The organism is Streptomyces sp. NPDC046197 (genome assembly GCF_040646295.1).
Taxonomy (GTDB): domain Bacteria; phylum Actinomycetota; class Actinomycetes; order Streptomycetales; family Streptomycetaceae; genus Streptomyces.
In genome coordinates this window covers 77,930-94,689 of record NZ_JBEYZY010000007.1, presented here as the reverse complement: position 1 = coordinate 94,689, position 16,760 = coordinate 77,930, and the positions used below count along the sequence as shown (strand labels likewise).

Annotated in this window: 14 protein-coding genes and 1 tRNA gene; 4 read left to right on the top strand and 11 right to left on the bottom strand. The window is 73.5% G+C overall.

The features are described 5' to 3' along the window. Positions 1–15: 15 nt before the first annotated feature. The 3 genes from AB0A61_RS12380 to AB0A61_RS12370 are packed head-to-tail and all read right to left on the bottom strand — an operon-like array spanning position 16 to position 3,418. On the bottom strand, positions 16–900 hold the full coding sequence (locus AB0A61_RS12380; RefSeq protein ID WP_361290262.1) for an SDR family oxidoreductase: 885 nt from the start codon (positions 898–900) through the stop codon (positions 16–18). Then, positions 897–1,844: an alpha/beta hydrolase gene (locus AB0A61_RS12375; protein ID WP_361290259.1), complete on the bottom strand. Its 948-nt coding sequence runs from the start codon at positions 1,842–1,844 to the stop codon at positions 897–899. The genes AB0A61_RS12380 and AB0A61_RS12375 overlap by 4 nt, the downstream gene beginning before the upstream one ends. Continuing rightward, the gene (locus tag AB0A61_RS12370; RefSeq protein ID WP_361290256.1) at positions 1,841–3,418 is read right to left on the bottom strand and encodes an NAD(P)/FAD-dependent oxidoreductase; all 1,578 of its coding nucleotides are present in this window, start codon (positions 3,416–3,418) and stop codon (positions 1,841–1,843) included. The genes AB0A61_RS12375 and AB0A61_RS12370 overlap by 4 nt, the downstream gene beginning before the upstream one ends. A 220-nt stretch (positions 3,419–3,638) precedes the next feature. Here AB0A61_RS12370 and AB0A61_RS12365 point away from each other — a divergent pair, with 220 nt between their 5' ends. The 3 genes from AB0A61_RS12365 (at position 3,639) to AB0A61_RS12355 (ending at position 5,704) form a co-directional block, all read left to right on the top strand. Continuing rightward, positions 3,639–4,265: a MerR family transcriptional regulator gene (locus tag AB0A61_RS12365; RefSeq protein WP_361290809.1), complete on the top strand. Its 627-nt coding sequence runs from the start codon at positions 3,639–3,641 to the stop codon at positions 4,263–4,265. 136 nt (positions 4,266–4,401) lie between these two features. Continuing rightward, positions 4,402–4,920 carry a Pycsar system effector family protein gene (locus AB0A61_RS12360; RefSeq protein WP_361290254.1) on the top strand — a complete coding sequence of 173 codons (519 nt, stop codon included), beginning with the start codon at positions 4,402–4,404 and terminating at the stop codon, positions 4,918–4,920. 52 nt (positions 4,921–4,972) lie between these two features. Further along, a complete protein-coding gene (locus AB0A61_RS12355) occupies positions 4,973–5,704 on the top strand; it encodes a Crp/Fnr family transcriptional regulator (protein ID WP_361290251.1) in 732 nt (243 codons plus the stop codon). 37 nt (positions 5,705–5,741) lie between these two features. Here the strand turns inward: AB0A61_RS12355 and AB0A61_RS12350 are convergent, their stop codons facing one another. The 7 genes from AB0A61_RS12350 to AB0A61_RS12320 all read right to left on the bottom strand — a co-directional run bounded on the left by AB0A61_RS12350 (position 5,742) and on the right by AB0A61_RS12320 (position 15,981). Further along, positions 5,742–7,412, bottom strand: a complete 1,671-nt coding sequence (locus AB0A61_RS12350) for a hypothetical protein (RefSeq protein WP_361290248.1) — start codon at positions 7,410–7,412, stop codon at positions 5,742–5,744. Beyond that, positions 7,409–9,061 carry a protein phosphatase 2C domain-containing protein gene (locus AB0A61_RS12345; RefSeq protein WP_361290245.1) on the bottom strand — a complete coding sequence of 551 codons (1,653 nt, stop codon included), beginning with the start codon at positions 9,059–9,061 and terminating at the stop codon, positions 7,409–7,411. Before AB0A61_RS12345 ends, AB0A61_RS12350 begins: the two co-directional genes overlap by 4 nt. Positions 9,062–9,063: 2 nt before the next feature. Further along, the gene (locus tag AB0A61_RS12340; protein WP_361290242.1) at positions 9,064–9,741 is read right to left on the bottom strand and encodes a hypothetical protein; all 678 of its coding nucleotides are present in this window, start codon (positions 9,739–9,741) and stop codon (positions 9,064–9,066) included. A gap of 15 nt (positions 9,742–9,756) precedes the next feature. Continuing rightward, the gene (locus AB0A61_RS12335; RefSeq protein ID WP_361290239.1) at positions 9,757–11,484 is read right to left on the bottom strand and encodes a hypothetical protein; all 1,728 of its coding nucleotides are present in this window, start codon (positions 11,482–11,484) and stop codon (positions 9,757–9,759) included. Position 11,485: 1 nt separating this feature from the next. Continuing rightward, the gene (locus tag AB0A61_RS12330) at positions 11,486–13,768 is read right to left on the bottom strand and encodes a hypothetical protein (protein WP_361290236.1); all 2,283 of its coding nucleotides are present in this window, start codon (positions 13,766–13,768) and stop codon (positions 11,486–11,488) included. Further along, positions 13,765–14,697 carry a hypothetical protein gene (locus AB0A61_RS12325; RefSeq protein ID WP_361290233.1) on the bottom strand — a complete coding sequence of 311 codons (933 nt, stop codon included), beginning with the start codon at positions 14,695–14,697 and terminating at the stop codon, positions 13,765–13,767. The genes AB0A61_RS12330 and AB0A61_RS12325 overlap by 4 nt, the downstream gene beginning before the upstream one ends. Positions 14,698–15,168: 471 nt before the next feature. Then, positions 15,169–15,981: an exodeoxyribonuclease III gene (locus tag AB0A61_RS12320; RefSeq protein WP_361290230.1), complete on the bottom strand. Its 813-nt coding sequence runs from the start codon at positions 15,979–15,981 to the stop codon at positions 15,169–15,171. An 86-nt stretch (positions 15,982–16,067) separates the two neighbouring features. On the opposite strand from AB0A61_RS12320, the gene AB0A61_RS12315 reads away from it, so the two are divergent. Next, positions 16,068–16,544, top strand: coding sequence for a GNAT family N-acetyltransferase (locus tag AB0A61_RS12315; protein ID WP_361290227.1), 477 nt, complete (start codon positions 16,068–16,070; stop codon positions 16,542–16,544). Between the two features lie 52 nt (positions 16,545–16,596). Here AB0A61_RS12315 and AB0A61_RS12310 read toward each other — a convergent pair. Next, positions 16,597–16,670, bottom strand: a tRNA-Ala gene (locus AB0A61_RS12310). Positions 16,671–16,760: the final 90 nt, after the last annotated feature.

Sequence of the window (16,760 nt, the reverse complement as noted above, 5' to 3'; positions counted from 1 at the left end):
CCGTACGCATGTCGATCAGTCACGGTACGTAGTGCTGCGCTGTTCGTCGGCCGCGCCACCGGCGCCGACCAGGCCCGTACGCATCCCGGTCAACCGGTCCGCGAACCGCCGCATCTCCCGCTGGCCCACGGTCCCGACGATCCCCGGCAGATACCCGCGTACGCCCTGCATCCCGCGCAGCCACCACTGCCCGTACACATGGCTCGACCGGCGCTCGATCCCGGCCACGATCCGGTCGACGGCCGGTCCGAGCGGATAGGTCTTGTTGGACGGCCACGGCAGCCGCTGCCTCAACTCCCGCATGACGTCGTCCTGATCGGCGCCGCGCACCATGTCGGTGTCGGTCCACGACAGATAGCCGACCCCGACGCGTACGCCCGTGTGGCCGACTTCGGCCCGCAGGCTGTGCGCGTACGCCTCCACACCGGACTTGGAGGCGCAGTAGGCGGTCATCATCGGCGCCGGGGTGATCGCGGCCAGCGAGGCGATCTGCAGCAGGTACCCCCGGCTCTTGGTGAGCGCCGGCAGGAACGCCCGGCCGGTCACCGCGGACCCGATGAGGTTGACCTCGATCACCCGCCGCCAGGGCTCCGGGTCGGAGTCGGCGAACGGACCGCCAGTCGCCACACCCGCGTTGGCGACGACGATGTCCACCTTCCCGAAGCGTTCCCCGACCTCCGTCGCGACCCGGGTCATCGCCTCGTGGTCGGTGACGTCGGCGTGCCAGTGGGCGCCGTCGCCGTGCAGCCGCTGGGTGACCTGCTTGAGCTCGTCCGGCTCCAGTCCGACCAGCGCCAGCTTGGCACCGCGCGCGGAGAGTTTGCGCGCGAGCAGTTCGCCGACGCCCCGCGCGGCCCCGGTGACGACCGCGACCTGCCCCTCCAGGCTCACCCTGCTCATGCGCCCTCCTTGATCCGGGCCTCGCTGCCCGCGTCGGCCCGTACGTATGTGGTGACCAGTTCCCTGATCTTCCCGGTGACCAGCTCGGGCGCCTCCACCGGCGTCATGTGACCGAGCCCTGGCAGCTCCGTCAGACCGACGCACTCCGGGAGCGCGGCGGCCAGGGCCCGTGCGTGCACCGGCGGGGTCAGCCGGTCGGCCGTGCCCGCGACGACCGCGGTCGGCACCCGCAACTCCCGTACGCCGTGGTCGAGATCGAGCAGGTCCAGCACCTTCGACCAGGTGTGCCGCACCCGGCGCGGACAGGCGTGCACGATCCGCGCGCAGGCCTCGACCATGTGCGGGGCCGAACCGGCGCCCATCGTGGCGTACTTGAGGATCCGCCGGGCGAGCGGGGTGACCGGCCCGAGCGGCGCCCGGGAGCCGAGGATGTGCCGGGTCAGCCAGGTCCGCAGCGGACCGGCCGGGATCGGTACCACGGTCGACTCGGCGACCAGCCGTGAACTGCCGGTGCTGCACAGCAGGACGGCCGCCGCGTGCTGAAGGAAGGCCGGCCGGGACGACGCGGCCATCACCGTCATCCCGCCCATGGAGTGGCCGGCGATCACCGCCTTCTCACCCGGCGCGAGCGTCGCCGCGAGCACGGCCTCCAGGTCGTCGGCGAGCGCGTCCGTGCCGCACGCCGAACTCGCGGGGCTGCGTCCGTGGCCGCGCTGGTCGTAGGCGATGACGCGGTGGTCGGCGGCCAGGTCCCGGATCTGCGCGGCCCAGAAGGCGGTGGAGCAGGTCCAGCCGTGGGCGAGGACGACGGCCGGGGCCGCCGCGTCGTCGGGTCCGTGCACCTCGACGTGCAGCCGGGCACCGTCGGCCGAGACGACGGTCAGTTCGCGGGTGGGGGCCACAGGGGCGTACGCCCCCAAGGGCACGTGCGTCGGACGGCTCACGCGTCGATCTCCCTCGGCTCCCTCGGCTCCCTGGGCTCCATCGGCTCCACGGGCTCCATCGGCTCCACGGGCTGCTGTGCCGGAGCCCTGCCGGTGGTCTTCCGGGGCGCGCGCACAAGCGTGTACTCCGCAAGGTCCACCCGGCGGGTCGCCCGCCGGAACTCCGTGGTCGTACCGGGCCAGATGGTGGTGTTGCGGCCGCTCGCGTCCAGGTACCAGCTGGTGCAGCCGCCGGTGTTCCACACCGTGCGCTTCATGCGCTCCTGCACCGTGCGGTTCCAGGCGCGCACGGCGCCCGGGCGGGCGTCCAGGGCGGCGCGCCCACCGAGGACGTCCAGCTGCCGCAGGAAGTCGGCCAGGTAGTTCAGCTGGGCCTCGATCATCAGGATCATCGACGAGTTGCCGAGGCCGGTGTTGGGCCCGATGATCGTCATCAGGTTCGGGAACCCGGCTGCCGTGGCCCCGCGCAGCGCCTCCATCCCGTTCTTCCAGGACTCGGCGAGCGTCCTGCCGTCGGCGCCGACGACCCGCTCGGCGATCGGCATGTCGGTGACGCGGAACCCGGTGCCGAAGACGATCGCGTCGGCCTCGGCCTCGCTGCCGTCGGCGGCGATCAGGGTCGAGCCGCGCACCTCGGTGAGTCCGCTCGCGACCACCTCCACATTGGGCTGCGCGAGCGCCGGGTAGTAGGTGCTGGACAGCAGGATCCGCTTGCAGCCGATGCGGTAGTCGGGGGTGAGCCTGGCGCGCAGGGCCGGGTCCTTGATGGCCCGGGCCATGTTGCGCCTGGCCAACTGCTCGACGAAACCCAGCTCGCCCGGGCGCTTGGTGAACGCCTGGACCTGCAACTCCCTGATGCCCCACAGCAGTCCGCGGCGCAGCTGCGCGGTGAGGGGCAGCGCCCGGTGCAGCCCGCGCTCCAGAGGGCTGATGGCGCGGTCGACGCGGGGCATCACCCACGGCGGGGTGCGCTGGAAGAGGGTGAGCCGTGAGACCTCGGGCTGGATGGACGGCACGATCTGGATGGCCGAGGCGCCGGTGCCGACCATGGCCACCCGCTTTCCGCGCAGGTCGTAGTCGTGGTCCCAGCGGGCCGAGTGGAACACCTTTCCGGGGAAGGAGTCCAGGCCGGGGATGTCCGGGATCTTCGGGTCCGACAGCGGCCCGGTCGCGGACACGACGACGTCGGCCGAGAGGTTCCCGCCGGTCGTCTCGATGTCCCAGCGCAGCTGCTCCGCGTCCCAGGTCATCCGCTTGACCTCGGAGTTGAGGCGGATGTGCGGGCGGAGCCGGAACACGTCCGTGACGTGCTCCAGGTAGGCCCGGATGTGCTCCTGCCCGGAGAAGGTGCGCGGCCAGTCGGGGTTGGGCGCGAACGAGAAGGAGTACAGGTGGGACGGCACGTCACAGGCGCACCCGGGATAGCTGTTGTCGCGCCAGGTGCCGCCGACGCTGTCCGCCCGTTCCAGGACGACGAAGTCGGTGATCCCCTCCCGGCGCAGCCGGACGGCAGCACCCAGCCCGCCGAACCCGGACCCGATCACCGCCACCCGTACGTGCTCGTGCTCGGCCATTCACGCCCCTCCATGCCTCGCGCAGCTCTCGGCGACTCGGCCGACCGCCCTGCTCGACTCTGCCAGTGAACACTGGCGCAATGGGGAGAGTAGAGGAGCTGCGTACCGATCGGTAGGGGGCGTGCAAGGCCGATTTGCATCAGCGGCCGCCGCCGCGGCCGGCGGCGCCACACCATAGGCTTCCCACGTGGCAGAAGACGGTGGGCGACGCGAGTACCGCATGGAGGAGCTGGCCCGGCTGGCCGGCATCACAGTGCGCACCCTGCGCTTCTACCGCGAGCGCAAGCTGATCCCGCCGCCCCGCCGCGAGGGCCGCATCGCCTGGTACGACGACCACCACCTGGCCCGCCTGCGCACCATCTCGGCTCTGCTCGAACGCGGCCACACCCTGAACGGCATCGCCGAACTGGCGGAGGCCTTCGACCACGGCCGGGACGTCGGCGACCTGCTCGGACTCGGTGCCCCCACCGAGGAGACCCCGGTCCGCCTCACCCCCGAGCAACTCGCCGACCACTTCGCGGGGGAGGTCACCGCGGAGAACCTGGCGGCCGCCATGGACCTCGGCTACCTCGGCACCGACGGCGACGAGATCGTCCACATCAGCCGCCGCCTGCTGGACGTGTCCGCCGCCCTGGTCCGCGAGGGCATCCCGCTCGCCGAGGTCCTCGCGGCCGGCAAACGCGTGCGCGAACACGCCGACGCCCTGGCCGAGCTGTTCACCGACCTGATCATGCGCCACGGCCCCGAGGACGACGTCCAGCGCCTGCGCCCCCTGGCCCGCAGCGTGGTGGAGGCGGAACTGTCCCTGGCGATGGACCGGCGGTTGCGCAAGCAGGGGCCCGGGTAACGTCCCCTGCGTCGCGTGTACGTGCGCCGTGCCCCGGCCTCCGGGTGAAGAAGAGGGCGGGTGCTCCGGCCACGGAGGGGGCTCTGCGCGGGCCCGGTGCTCAGGACGGCGGCAACTACGAGGGAGGGGACGGACCGTGTCCGAGGGGGAGCCGGTCACCCACGAGGAGGCGACCAGGCACGCCTGGCAGGTGCACGCCGTCCTCACCGAGTGGACACGCACCGCCGACGCCAAGGCGTCCTTCGCCCTGGCCCTGGAGTCCGCGGTGCTCGGCGGCGTGGCCGCCCTGTGGAGTTCCGGACACCGGTTCGGGAACCCGTCGGGCCCGCTGCCGCGCACGCTGCTGTGGACGGGACTGGTCCTGCTCGGGCTGTCCGCCCTGCTCGCGGTGCTCGCCGTACTGCCCCGCCACGAAGGGGAGGGCCGGGTGCGCTCCCCGCACCCCGACGACTTCGTCTTCTACGGGCACATACGCCACTGCGGCCCCGAGGAACTCGCCGACCGCCTCTCCCGGCACCGTCCGCTGCCCGCGCTGGCCCGGCAGCTGGTCGTCATGAGCCGCATCCTGTGGGTCAAGCAGCGGCTGGTGCGGCAGTCACTGCTCACGGCGGTCGGCGGCTGTCTCCTGCTCGCCTGCGCGGCCCTCACCGGCTGACCGCGTGACCGAGGCGGGGAGAACCGGAGAGCGGGAGAACGGGAGAACGTCCATGGGTGCGGAATTCCAGGTCGGCGGCCCGATCGGACACGGGCCCGGCAGGACTCCGTTCTGGGACCTGCTGGACGCTTCCGCCCGGGCGGCCCTGCGGGAGGCGGGCCGTGTCACCTCGTACGCGGCGCGGACACACCTGCTGCGGCAGGACGACCTCACCGACCACCTCCTGGTGGTGGGCCGCGGCTGCGTCAAGGTGACCGCCCTGTCCGCGGGCGGCTACCAGGCGGTGCTCGCGCTGCGCAACCCCGGTGACCTGCTCGGCGAGCAGGCGGGCCTGGACGGGGGACCCCGCTCGGCGACGCTCACCGCGCTCACCCCGGTAAGGGCCCTGGTGATCCCGGCGGAGGCGTTCCGGGCGGCGGCCCGCGACCATCCGGTCATCACGGGCTCCGTCCACCAGGTGCTGTCCGCCCGCCTGCGGGACGCCGACCGGCAGCGCACCGCGGCGGGCGCCGACGCCCTGGCCGCACGGCTCGCCGGCCTGCTGCTGGACCTGGCCGCCGCCTACGGCCGGCGCCATGCCTCCGGTGCCGTGGACATCGGACTTCCGCTGTCCCAGGACGACTTCGCCGGCCTGGTGCTCGGCTCGCGCAGAACCGTCAGCCGCGTTCTGGAGCAGTGGCGCACCGACGGCTGGGTCACCACCGGCCGCACCCACCTCACCCTGGACAACCCCGACGCGCTGAAGCGGGTCCGCGAGGGCGGTCCCACGGCCGGGCGGGGATGAGGCAGGGGACACGGGAGGAGCCGTGCGGCCGTACGCCTCACAGGTCCGTCCACACCCGCGTGCCCAGGCCGAACTCCTGCGCGAGCGGGTTCCACACGGCCACGAAGTCCTGCTTCGCCGCCGTGGCCTGATTGCTGGCGGTGGACGCGTCCTGCCACGCACTCGCCCCGGCGACACTGCCCGACGAGCAGCTCCCGGACACCTCGTCGACCACCCGGGCGTAGGCCTGATCGGCCTCCTTCGAGCTCTGCCAGGCGCTGCGCAGCTCCGACACGAGACCGCCGGGGAGCTGGTCGGTGCTCAGCTCGTCCAGCTTGTCGAGCAGGCTCGTCCGCGCGTCGGCCGCGTCGGAGAACACCTGCCGGGCCTGGTCCAGCCCGCTGCACCGCATCATCGACTGCACGGCGTCGGCGACACCGCTCCGTCGGCCTGCGTTCTCGGACAGCAGCGTGTTCAGCGCCGCGGCCTGCTCCTCCCGCGTGCCGGGCGTGTGCACCGAGGTCCGGCCCGTGCTGCCGCTGCCACCGCTGCCGCTGTCGGAGCCGTGACCGCGCCAGGCCAGCCAGGCCACCAGGGCGATGACGATCAAGGCGATCCAGATCGCCACCTGGGCGGCCCCGTTGGACGACTTGCGCTGCGGGCTGCCCGGCGACTGGGTGTACGGGGGCACGGCCGCGCCGGGTCGGGTCCCGCCCGCGGCCGCTCCGGCCCGCACCCGGGCGGCCGTCGGCACCCCGGCAGCCGCGTTCGCGGTGACCGTCTGCGCCCCGGCCGTCCGGGAAGCACCGGCCGTCCGGGCGGCGCCGGCCGTCCGGGTGGCGCCGGCCGTCCGGCCCGCCGTCGGCCAGGTGGTGGGCGCGTGGTCGACGGCCCGGCGCAGCGGATCGAGCCATTCGGAGAGGGCCGGCCGGTCCGACGGCGTCCGGCTCAGCCCCCGCGCGGCCAGGTCGCCCACGGTCGCGTCCATGCGCGCGAGCGCGGCCGGGTCCTGCCCGTGCTGCTCGTGCAGGAAGAGCCGCACCGCCAGCAGCGCGAACTTGTAGGTGTCCCCCTGCCTGGTCTCCGGCGCCTCGCCCTCGGGCAGCTTCCACCCGAGCGTCTGCACGGGCCGCAGCGCCCAGTCGCCCCCGACGCCCATGGCGTCGCAGTCGATGAGGAAGCAGCCGGGCCGCTGCCCGGACAGCGAGAACAGCAGGTTCTTCGGCGACAGGTCACCGGCCACGACGCCCAGTGCGTGCATGCGCTCCAGCGTGTCGGCCAGGGCGAGCAGCAGACCGAAGGTCTGCCGGGGAGACACCTCCCCGACGGTCCTGGCCACGAAGTCCTGCGGATTCAGCAGGAACTCGAAGCCCCGGGCCTTCCGCTCGCCCGAGGGCACGGTGAGGAAGAAATCGTCCGGGATCTGCCGCATCAGGAAGCCGCAGACGTCCCCTCGCTCGGTCACCAGTGCCGCGGGCCAGGCCGTGTTCCGCGCCAGCCACTCCCCTGTCGCGGTGGGCCGGCCGGGCAGGAAGGCGACCATCCGCTCCAGGGCGTCGACCCTCAACTGCCCCCGCACCTGCGGCTTGTACTCCTTGAACGCCACCGGCCAGGTCTTGTTGATCAGCCGCTTCTCGACCTCCCACACCCTGCCCTGGCCCCCGTCACCCAGGGCGCGGCCCAGGACCAGGTCGGCCCGCGGGATCCGCAGAGCCGCGGACCCGGTCACCGCGGCCCCCGCAACCGGTGCCGCGGCCAGACCGCGAGGAGCGTACGGTCGTCGTCGAACGTCTCCCGTGAGAAGTCCAGCAGGTGGGCCAGGGTCCAGGGTTCCGGCGGTGGAGTCGTCAGGCCCGAGGCGAAGAGCTCCCCCACCACACCGGTGCCGTCGCCGAGCGGGACACCGAAACCGTCCGTGCCGACCAGCAGCACCGCGTCCGCGGGCAGGGTGTACGAAATCGGCCGGGAACCGGACGACAGGCGCGGCAACGCGACCACCGCGGTGCTGGAGATCTCCTCGGAGCCCCCGTCCCCGTCGCCCAGCAACGGCGAGTACTGGCCGCGGTGCAGGCACCAGGCCGAGGAGTCCCCGGCGCGCACCAGCGTGACGTGGGTCCGGCCGTCCTCGGCCGGCGCCACCGTGCCCGCGACCAGGGTCGTCGCCAGGGTCCTGGCCGCCTCGGCCCGGTCGTGCTCCCCCGGTTCCCGGCCCCGCGCGACCCGCATGAGCAACTGGTAGGCGGCGGCCTGCAGGACCCGGGACCAGTCGGGCCCCTGCCGGTCCTGGTCCAGCTGGACCAGCAGGTCGTTGACCGCCGTGCGGCAGGCCAGCGCGGCGCCCACGTGGGACTGGGGTGCCGCCGAGACGCCGTCGGCCACGGCGAAGACGACCGTGCCGGTCGGCTCGTGCCAGGTGACGACCACGTCGTCCTGCCGGGGCAGCCCGCCGAAACGGTGCTGGTCCCCGCGCACGGAGGCCATGCGCACCGTCAGGTGCGGGGTCGACCACCCGTCGTAGATCGTGTCCGGACGGTAGGGGTCGGCCGGCGGCGGCTTCGGTTCCAGGCGCGCGGCGGGTGTGCCCAGCACGATCCGCTGCCACCGGTCGGTCTCCTGCGGGGCGGTCGGCGCGGGCGGGCCGTACCGCTGCTGCTGCGCGCCCGGTTCCGCGGGCGGTGCCGCGTGCCGGGGGCCCGGGGTCCGGTGCGTCGGCGCGCCCGGCTGCACCGGCGGGGCACCCCGCGGGTCGCGCACCACGGGGAGTCCGGCGTCGGGCCGCGACGCCGGGTCCGGGCCGGCGTACTCGGGGACGGTGTACTGCGGCACCTCGTACCCGGGGACGGCGTAGTCGGGGACGACGTACGGAGCCGCCGGGGGCGGTGGTGGGGACGCCCCGGGACCGCCCGGTGCCGCGGGCGGGTTCGCGGGCCGGGGCGGGGCCCCGCCCGTGGAGCCGGGCGGGCCGGACGGCGCGGGATTCGGCCGCGCCTCGCCGCGCCGGGGCCCGCCGTAGCGCGGCTCACCGTGCCGGGGGTCGCCCTGCCGGGGCTCGCCGTACCTCGGCTCACCGTGCCGGGACTCGCCGTACCTCGGCTCACCGTGCCGGGACTCGCCGTACCTCGGCTCACCGTGCCGGGGCTCGCCATACCCCGCCTCGCCGTAGCGCGGCTCACCTTGCCGGGGCTGGTCGTAGCGGGGCTGGTCCGGTCGTGCGTCCGGCGGTGGGGGTGTGCCCGGTGCGTGGGAGGACGGTCCGGGGTCGCCCTGCGGATGTGGCTCCGGGTGGGGCGGGGACGCGGCCGGGTCGGCCGGCCGCGTCTCTTCCGGCTGATCCGTTCCCCGGCCCTTGCCCCGGCGGAACAGCGAGCGCTTGTCCACCGTCAGACCTCGTCGATCGCGAGCCGGAAGCCCTCCGGCTTCTCCACCACGAGCTCGGGCTGCCCGGACGCCATGGCGTTGCCCGACTCCACCACGCTCTTGGTGAGCGCCGTGAAGAACTTGGCGATCGAGTCGCCGAGTTGGGACCCGGGGATCGACATGAACGCGAACTCCTGCCGGGTCGCTACCGACAGGATGGTCTGGGCCTGGGCCTCGCCGATACCGAACGCGATGATGTTCGGCGCCGCGCCCGTGACGGACCGGTCGGTGAGCCGCCGATGCGTCTGACGCCACTCCTCACCACAGGTCGGCTGCCCGTCGCTGAGGAAGAAGACCGCGGGGCGGTGGACCCGGTAGCCCTGGGACTTCAGCGTCCGCACGTCCTGCGGAATGCGCTCCAGCAGCGCCTGGAACGCCGCGTCGTAGTTCGTGCCGCCGCCCGCCGACAGCCGCGGCAGCTCGTTCTCGCTTCTGAGATCGGCCAGAATCAGCCGTTCGGCCACCCTGTTGGCGAAGCCGAGCACGGAGAACCGCACCTTGGCCGCCGCCATCGGCTCGCCCAGCAGCGCGACATGCAGCGACTTCATTCCCTCGTTCAGGTCGCCGACGTACCCCGCCATCGACCCCGACTCGTCCGCAAGGACGTACACCGGCAGCAGCTGCCCCAGCGTCTCGGCCATCCCCGTTCTCCCCTCTTACTGCTCGACCGCGACGGGCCTGAGGCCCTGTGGGCACTCCAGTCGCAGTTCCATCCGACCGGCGAGCGCACTCCGCCCCAGGTGCAGCAGCGTCTGCTGCACCAGCACGGAGAACTGCACCGCCGACTGAGCCAGGTCCGCGCCCTCCACGGCGACGACACCCAGTTCGGGCCGCGTGGCCATCCGCTGCACCGCCCGGACCCGGCCCTCGCCGATGCCGCAGGCCACGATGTGCGGAAAGTAGTGGTGCGCCATCAACTCGGCGCGCGCCGCGGGCCATTCGGCGTCGTCCTCGGCCTGGCCCACGGCAAGGAAGAAGACCACCGGCCGCAGCACCCGCGGCACCTGTTGCTTGAGCCGCTCGGTCTCCAGCGGTACGAGATTGTGCAGCCGCCGCAGCACCGGCCGGTAGCGGCAGCCGGGGGCCGTGCTCAGCCCGGGTACGCCGGTGCGCCAGGACACCTCGGTGAGCGGCAGCACCACATCGGCGCCGTCCGCGTACGTGATCACCGACAGCCGTACGGCCGCGGCCACGTCGGGGCTGTTGGCCAGCAGCGTCTGCACCGAGCGCAAGGCGTTGCCCAGGTCGGTGATGCAGCCGGCCGCGGCCGTCGAGGTGTCCAGGACCACGTAGACCGGGACGAGTCCGCTCGGCGGCGCGGCCACGGGGGCGGGGGTGCTGCCACCCCACTGCACGGGCGCGTCGCCCTGTACGGCCGCCGGCGGGGCCCCCGAGAAGTCCGGGCCCCGCGGTGCCGTGCCCGTGACGAAGGACGCGGCCTGGCCGGCGTCGGGGCGTTCGAGCACGCCGGCGATCCCGGTGCCGGAGGCACTCGGGCCGAGCACGCCCTGGCGCAGCCCCGGCAGGTCGACCTCGCGCACCACGCCCTGCTCGATCAGGTACTTGACCATCGCGGCGTGCCGCTCGTCGCGCAGCTCGTGCTGGGTGGCCTCGGCCTCCCTGACCCGCGCCAGCAGTTCCAGCGCGTGCACGGTCTCGTCGGGGTGACGGACCAGGTGCTCCCGGATGAGGCTCTCGAAGTCGAGCCGGGTGCCGCTCAGTACGGCGCGCTCCGCCTCCTGCCGGCGTCTGCGGCCCTCGGCCCTGATGTCCTCGACGTACTCGTCGGACCGGGCCTCGCCCACCCTCGCCTCGTGGGCGTGCACGCTCAGCCGGGCCCGCCGCTGCGCCTCGGCCAGTTCCTGGATGTGGCGGGCGGCCGCGTCGTCGGGCTCCATCTGGACCTTGCAGTGGTAGATGGTGACGCCCTCGGGCAGCCGTATCTCCCCGGCCAGCTCCTGGTTGATCCGCAGCTGCGCCGCCATGGCCTCGGTGATGGCGAACTGCGCGGCGCACAGCCGGATCCGGTCCGTGAGATAGCCGTAGACGACGGGCAGCGCGTCCCGCACGTTCTTGGCCACCACCAGTGCCGGGTCGTGCACCCGGAAGCCGACGTCGATCGTCGCCCGGAACCGGTGGCCGCCGTCCTTGCAGGTCAGCGGAGTCCGGGTGACGGCGGCCTGGCGCCGGTGGTCGCTGAGGTCGACGACGTGGCAGGGACGGCCCCCGCCGAACCAGCGCTGGCCGAACGTACGGACGGTCTCCACCTCGAAGGGGCGGCCCTCCACCGGATAGACGATCGCGACCGCGGGCGGCAGGTCGGGCAGGTCGCCCACCCGGCCGCGGGCGATCACCCGGTCGTTGAGGATGAGGGAGACGGTCATTTCACACCCTTTCCAGGTCGAGCTGCGCATGCACCACTGCGGCCGTCAGCGGCAGTTGGACGATCCGGTCCGGGCGGATCCAGGAGTCGGCGCAGCCGCGCAGGATCCGGCCCGAGCGCGTGTCCTGGTGGGCGATGGCTCCGACCAGCAGGCGGAACATCTCCCTCAGCTCGGAGTCCCGCTCGGCCAGCTTCGCCCAGCCGCCGATGACCTGTTCCGCCTCGTCGTGGAAGAAGGACTCGTTCAGCGCGCCGCGCCACAACCGGACGAAGGGATCGCGCAGTTCGTGCCGCCAGTGGGCCAGGTGCAGCAGTGTGGGCCACTCGGGCACCGTGGCGTCGGCCCCCGCGTCCTTGAGGTCCTTCGTCTCGACGACCACCTGGGCGGCGACGATCAGGAAGGCGAGCAGCGCCGCACGGCCGGAGCGGTGCTCTTCGGACTTCGCCCGCAGAACGGACAGCACGGATCCGGTCACGTCGGCGTCGTCGGCCACGAGATCGGCCAGCGCACAGCCCACGGCCACCGCCACGGTCACGCTGTCGACGGCGAACAGGCGGGCCAGTTCCTCGACGGGCCGGTCCGACACCGCCCCCAGGCCGTGCACCCGGGCGGCGGCCGCCTGGGCCACGGGCCGTTCCTCCGCGTACCACCCCTGCACGAGCGCGGTCGCCTGCTCGCGCACCCACGGGTTCTGGCAGGCGACGGAGAGCGCGTAGGCCACCGCGGTGCGGCGCAGCGCGCTGTCGCTGTGCGCCCAGGGCCCCAGGACCCGGCGCTCGATGTGCCGGTAGGACTCGGCGGCCAGCACCCCGAGCCCGGAGGCCGCCGCGTACACACGCACCTGCTCCGAAGGGTGGACCACCAACTCGCCCAGCCAGTCGAGCAGTTCTTCCTGGATCCCGTACTGGGTCCAGGCGTGCAGGATGACCCGGCGCGCGTAGTCGGGGTCCTTGTACTCCAGGATCGTGCCGGGCTCCCCGCCGGGCTTGCCGCGCTCCCTGGCGCGCAGTCGGGGCAACTGCCGGCGCAGCGGCGTCTCGAAGGGGTCCTTGGAGCGTACGACGCGCCCGTCGGGCCCGGTGGACCGCAGGTACGGGCCGTCGTCCTCGAGCCGGTCGCGCAGGGAGCGCGCGGCCTGGGCCACGTCCTCCTGCGGCAGCCCGTTGAGCACGGCGAGGGCGAGCGCGAAGCTGCGTGCCCCGGGGTCCGGCAGGCCCTCGGCCCAGATCTCGAAGTCCTCCGCCTCCAGCCGGGCCCGGTGTTCGCGCAGCCGGTCCAGGTCGATGCTGCCGTGCAGGTCGTACTGTTCGCTCAGGGCGGCGGCGAGATCGCCGGCCTGCCGGCAGGCCGGGAGGCCGCCGAGCAGCTCGGTGATGACGTCCCGCACGTCCTCGCGGGCCAGCAGCCGGTCGGCGTCGCGCTCCCCGAGCCGCCAGCGCAGGTGCGCGCGGACGACCTCCAGGGGCTGCGGGGCGTCCCTCAGGTCCTTCACGCCGGCCAGCAGTTCGCCGTCGGTCAGCTCGCCCGTCGTCGCCGTGACCACCATCCAGGCGTCCGCCTGCGAGAGCGCGGCCTGCACCTTGTCGTAGGTCTCCCGGCCGAGATTGGCGATGTCGTCGGGCCGCTCCAGCAGGAATCCGGCGCCGCGCTCGATGACCCCGCCGTCGTTCTCCAACTGCTCGGCCAGGGAGGCGAAGTCGACTCCGCTGTCCAGATGATAGAGGGTGCCCCGGCAGGCCCCGAGCAGCAGCCGTACGGCCATCGCCGACTTGCCGTACCCCGCGGTGCCGCGCAGGATCAGCACCCGCTGGCGGGCGAGCGCCTCCCGGGCGTCGGACAGGGCGGCGGGGGCGCAGTAGGCGAACCGGACACGTTCGGCGATGAGCGGGGACAACGCGCGCAACTTCCGTCTCCGGCCGCCCAGCAGCACCACGTACTTGTCCCCGCCGACCATGTCGCCCTCGACGTTGGCGACGGCGTTCTGCAGGTGGCCCCGGCGCTGGGATCCCTGGCCCAGCTGGCCGGTCGCCTCGTAGGACTCGGCGCCGGGGCCGGACTGCGGCGCCTGCTGCTGGGCGGCCGCCTCCTCCGCGGCGGCGGGGGACTTGGATCCTTGGGGCGCGCCGTCGGGGGCGTCCTTGGCCTGTTCCGGGCCGGGACCCGGGGCGGGCGGATTGGGCGCGTTGCCCGCTCCGCCCGCCGCGGGTCCCCCCGACCCGGCCGCCGGCCGGCTCCCCCCTGGATCACCGGCGGCCGGGGACCCTCCGGCCGCGACTGCCGTCACGGCCGCACGCTCCCGGTGGTGTGGACGGTGACGTGTTTGTCCCCGGCGACCTGGTCGCCCTGCACGGTCTGGGCGTGCTGCGTGACGGAGGGACGGGCGGCCGCGGCGTTCGGGCCGCCTCCGTGAACCGGGGCGTTGGCGCTGCCTCCGCGAGCCGCGGCGTCCGCGCCGCTTCCGTGAGCGGGGGTGTCCGCGCCGCTTCCGTGAGCGGGAGCGGCCGGCCGGTCCTCGTGAGCCGGGGCGCAGGCCTGCCCGTCCTGGCCGGCCGGTGGCCCGCCGTCACCCGGGTGGGCCGGGGCCGGAGCGTCCGGCGGCCCTGCGGGGGCCGCGGGCGGCAGGCCCGGAGGGGCCGGGTATCCGGGGACGGTGATCCAGCTGCTGATCGTCTCGCCGTGCTTGGTGGTGAAGTCGCAGGGCAGGTAGGCGGCGGGGTCGATGCCGCGGTGACCGTGTCTGATCACGCCCGCGTACACCTCGGCGGAGACGGCGAACACCATCCGCGCCGAGGGGGCGGCGGTCAGCACGTCCCGCAGGGGCTGGGCGTCCACCAGGCGGCAGGCCGTGTTGACCGCGTCGCCCGACCAGCCGTGGTCGTCGCGCGCCGCGAGCCCCTGGTGCAGGGCCGCACGCAGCCGCACGGCGTGCTCCGCGTTCGACTCCTGCGCGTACTCGCCGAGTTCCACGTCCAGTTCGCGCACCAGGGGCCCGGCGAGCAGGACCGGAGACACGGACGACCTGACGAGCATCAGCACCCCGTCGCCCCGGTCCTCGGACACCGTGTCCGCCTCCGCGAGGCCGGCCCGCTCCACGGCTCCGGCGAGAACGCGGTACATCGCGGCCCGGACCCGCCGTTGCACGGGGTCGCGGCGCGAACTGAAGTTCTCGACGTCCAGCACCAGGATCCAGTGATGCGTGGCCTCTTCCGCCATGAGCGGACCTCCCCCGTGCTCCCCGCGAACATGCTGCCGACCGATCAGCCCCTCCAGTACAAGGCATGCGGGGAAGACCGGTCCACGCCATTTGGCGCATTCGCGGAATTGGCCGGAAAGGGCCTACAACAAACGTTCGGGGTTGCCAAGCGCCGCTCTCACTCTCATCCGCGACGCCTCAACTCACCGCACAGACGGCGCCACCGAACACGGACGACATGGGAAGGACCGGGTCGCGGCGCACAACGGCGGCAGCGTACGCGGTCGCCGGGTGCTGCGGCCACGGCGTACACCCGTCACCCAGTGCGCGGTCACGGCGCACGGCGGCCGCGAAGGGCGCGGCAATCCCGGAGTGCGCGGTCCCGGAGTGCGCGGTCCCGGAGCGCGCGGCCCCGGAGCGCGCGGCCCCGGAGCGCGCGGCCCCGAGTGCGGCGACCGCGGCAGGCGACGAGGCCGGGGGGCGGCCCGGGGCTACCGGAGCCGGAGGTCGTAGACCACGGTCACCGGCGCGTGGTCCGACCAGCGCTCGGCGTGCGTGGCCGCGCGCTCGACGTACCCCTTGACCGCCCTGGCCGCGAGGCCGGGCGTGGCCATCTGGTAGTCGATGCGCCAGCCGCTGTCGTTGTCGAAGGCCCGCCCTCGGTACGACCACCACGTGTACGGCCCGTCGACGTCCGGGTGCAGGGCGCGGACGACGTCGACGTAGCCGCCCACGGCCGGGGCGAGGACCCCGCCGAGCCACTCGCGTTCCTCGGGCAGGAAGCCGGAGTTCTTCGTGTTGGCGCGCCAGTTCTTCAGGTCGGCCTGCTGGTGGGCGATGTTCCAGTCGCCGCAGACGAGGACCTCGCGGCCCTCGGCCGCGCAGCGCTCGCGCAGTTCCTTGAGGTGGGCGAGGAACTCACCCATGAAGCGGAGCTTCTCGTCCTGCCGCTCGGTGCCGACCTCGCCGGAGGGCAGGTACAGGCTGGCCACCGTGACGCCGGGCAGGTCGGCCTCGACGTACCGCCCGGCGGCGTCGAACTCGGCCGACCCGAAGCCGACCTGGACGCGGTCGGGCTCGCGGCGCGTGTAGAGGGAGACGCCGGCCCGGCCCTTGGCGGCGGCCGGGGCGTGCACGACGTGCCAGCCGTCGGGCGTGCGCACGTGCTCGGGCAGCTGGTGCGGCTCGGCACGCACCTCCTGCAGGCAGAGCACGTCGGCGGAGGTGTCCGCCAGCCACTCCACGAAGCCCTTCTTCGCGGCGGCACGCAGCCCGTTCACATTGGCAGACGTCACAGTGAGCACCCGGGCACCTTACCTGCACACTGGACGGGAACTTCTCCGTCCGACCGGGGTCCCACCCGTCACTGCATTGCTATACGGTTCACCACATGAACATCCGCCCTGTGCCCTTCGACCACCCCGATGCCGTCAAGCTCAACGACCAGGTTCAGGCCGAGTACCACCTGCGCTACGGCGACGGCGGCGACGCCACCCTCCTGGATCCGGCGGACTTCAGGCCGCCGAACGGCGTCTACCTGATCGCGTACGACGAGAACGGCGCCCCCGTGGCCACCGGTGGCTGGCGCAGCCAGGACAGGAACGACGAGGGCAACGAGGACGGGGACGCCGAGCTCAAGCGCATGTACGTGGTCGAGGAGATGCGCGGCCGCGGCCTGGCCCGGTGGCTGCTGGCCGCGCTGGAGGAGGACGCCCGCGCCGCGGGCCGGGTCCGCATGGTCCTGGAGACGGGCACCAAGCAGCCGGAGGCCATAGCCCTGTACACCTCCAGCGGCTACGAGCCGTGCACCAAGTTCGGCTACTACCGCCTCTACGAGGAGAGCCGGTGCTTCGCCAAGAAGCTGTAGCCAAACATGTCGAAGCCCCCGTCAGTTGTCCCGACGGGGGCTTCGAGCTGCGTGGACCTGAGGGGATTTGAACCCCTGGCCCCCTCGATGCGAACGAGGTGCGCTACCGGACTGCGCCACAGGCCCTTGCAACGAGTGAAACTCTAGCATCCCCGTCCGGGTGGTTGGAAATCCGTTCCCGGGCTGGTCAGCGGCGGGCTCTGAGGCGGCGTCCGC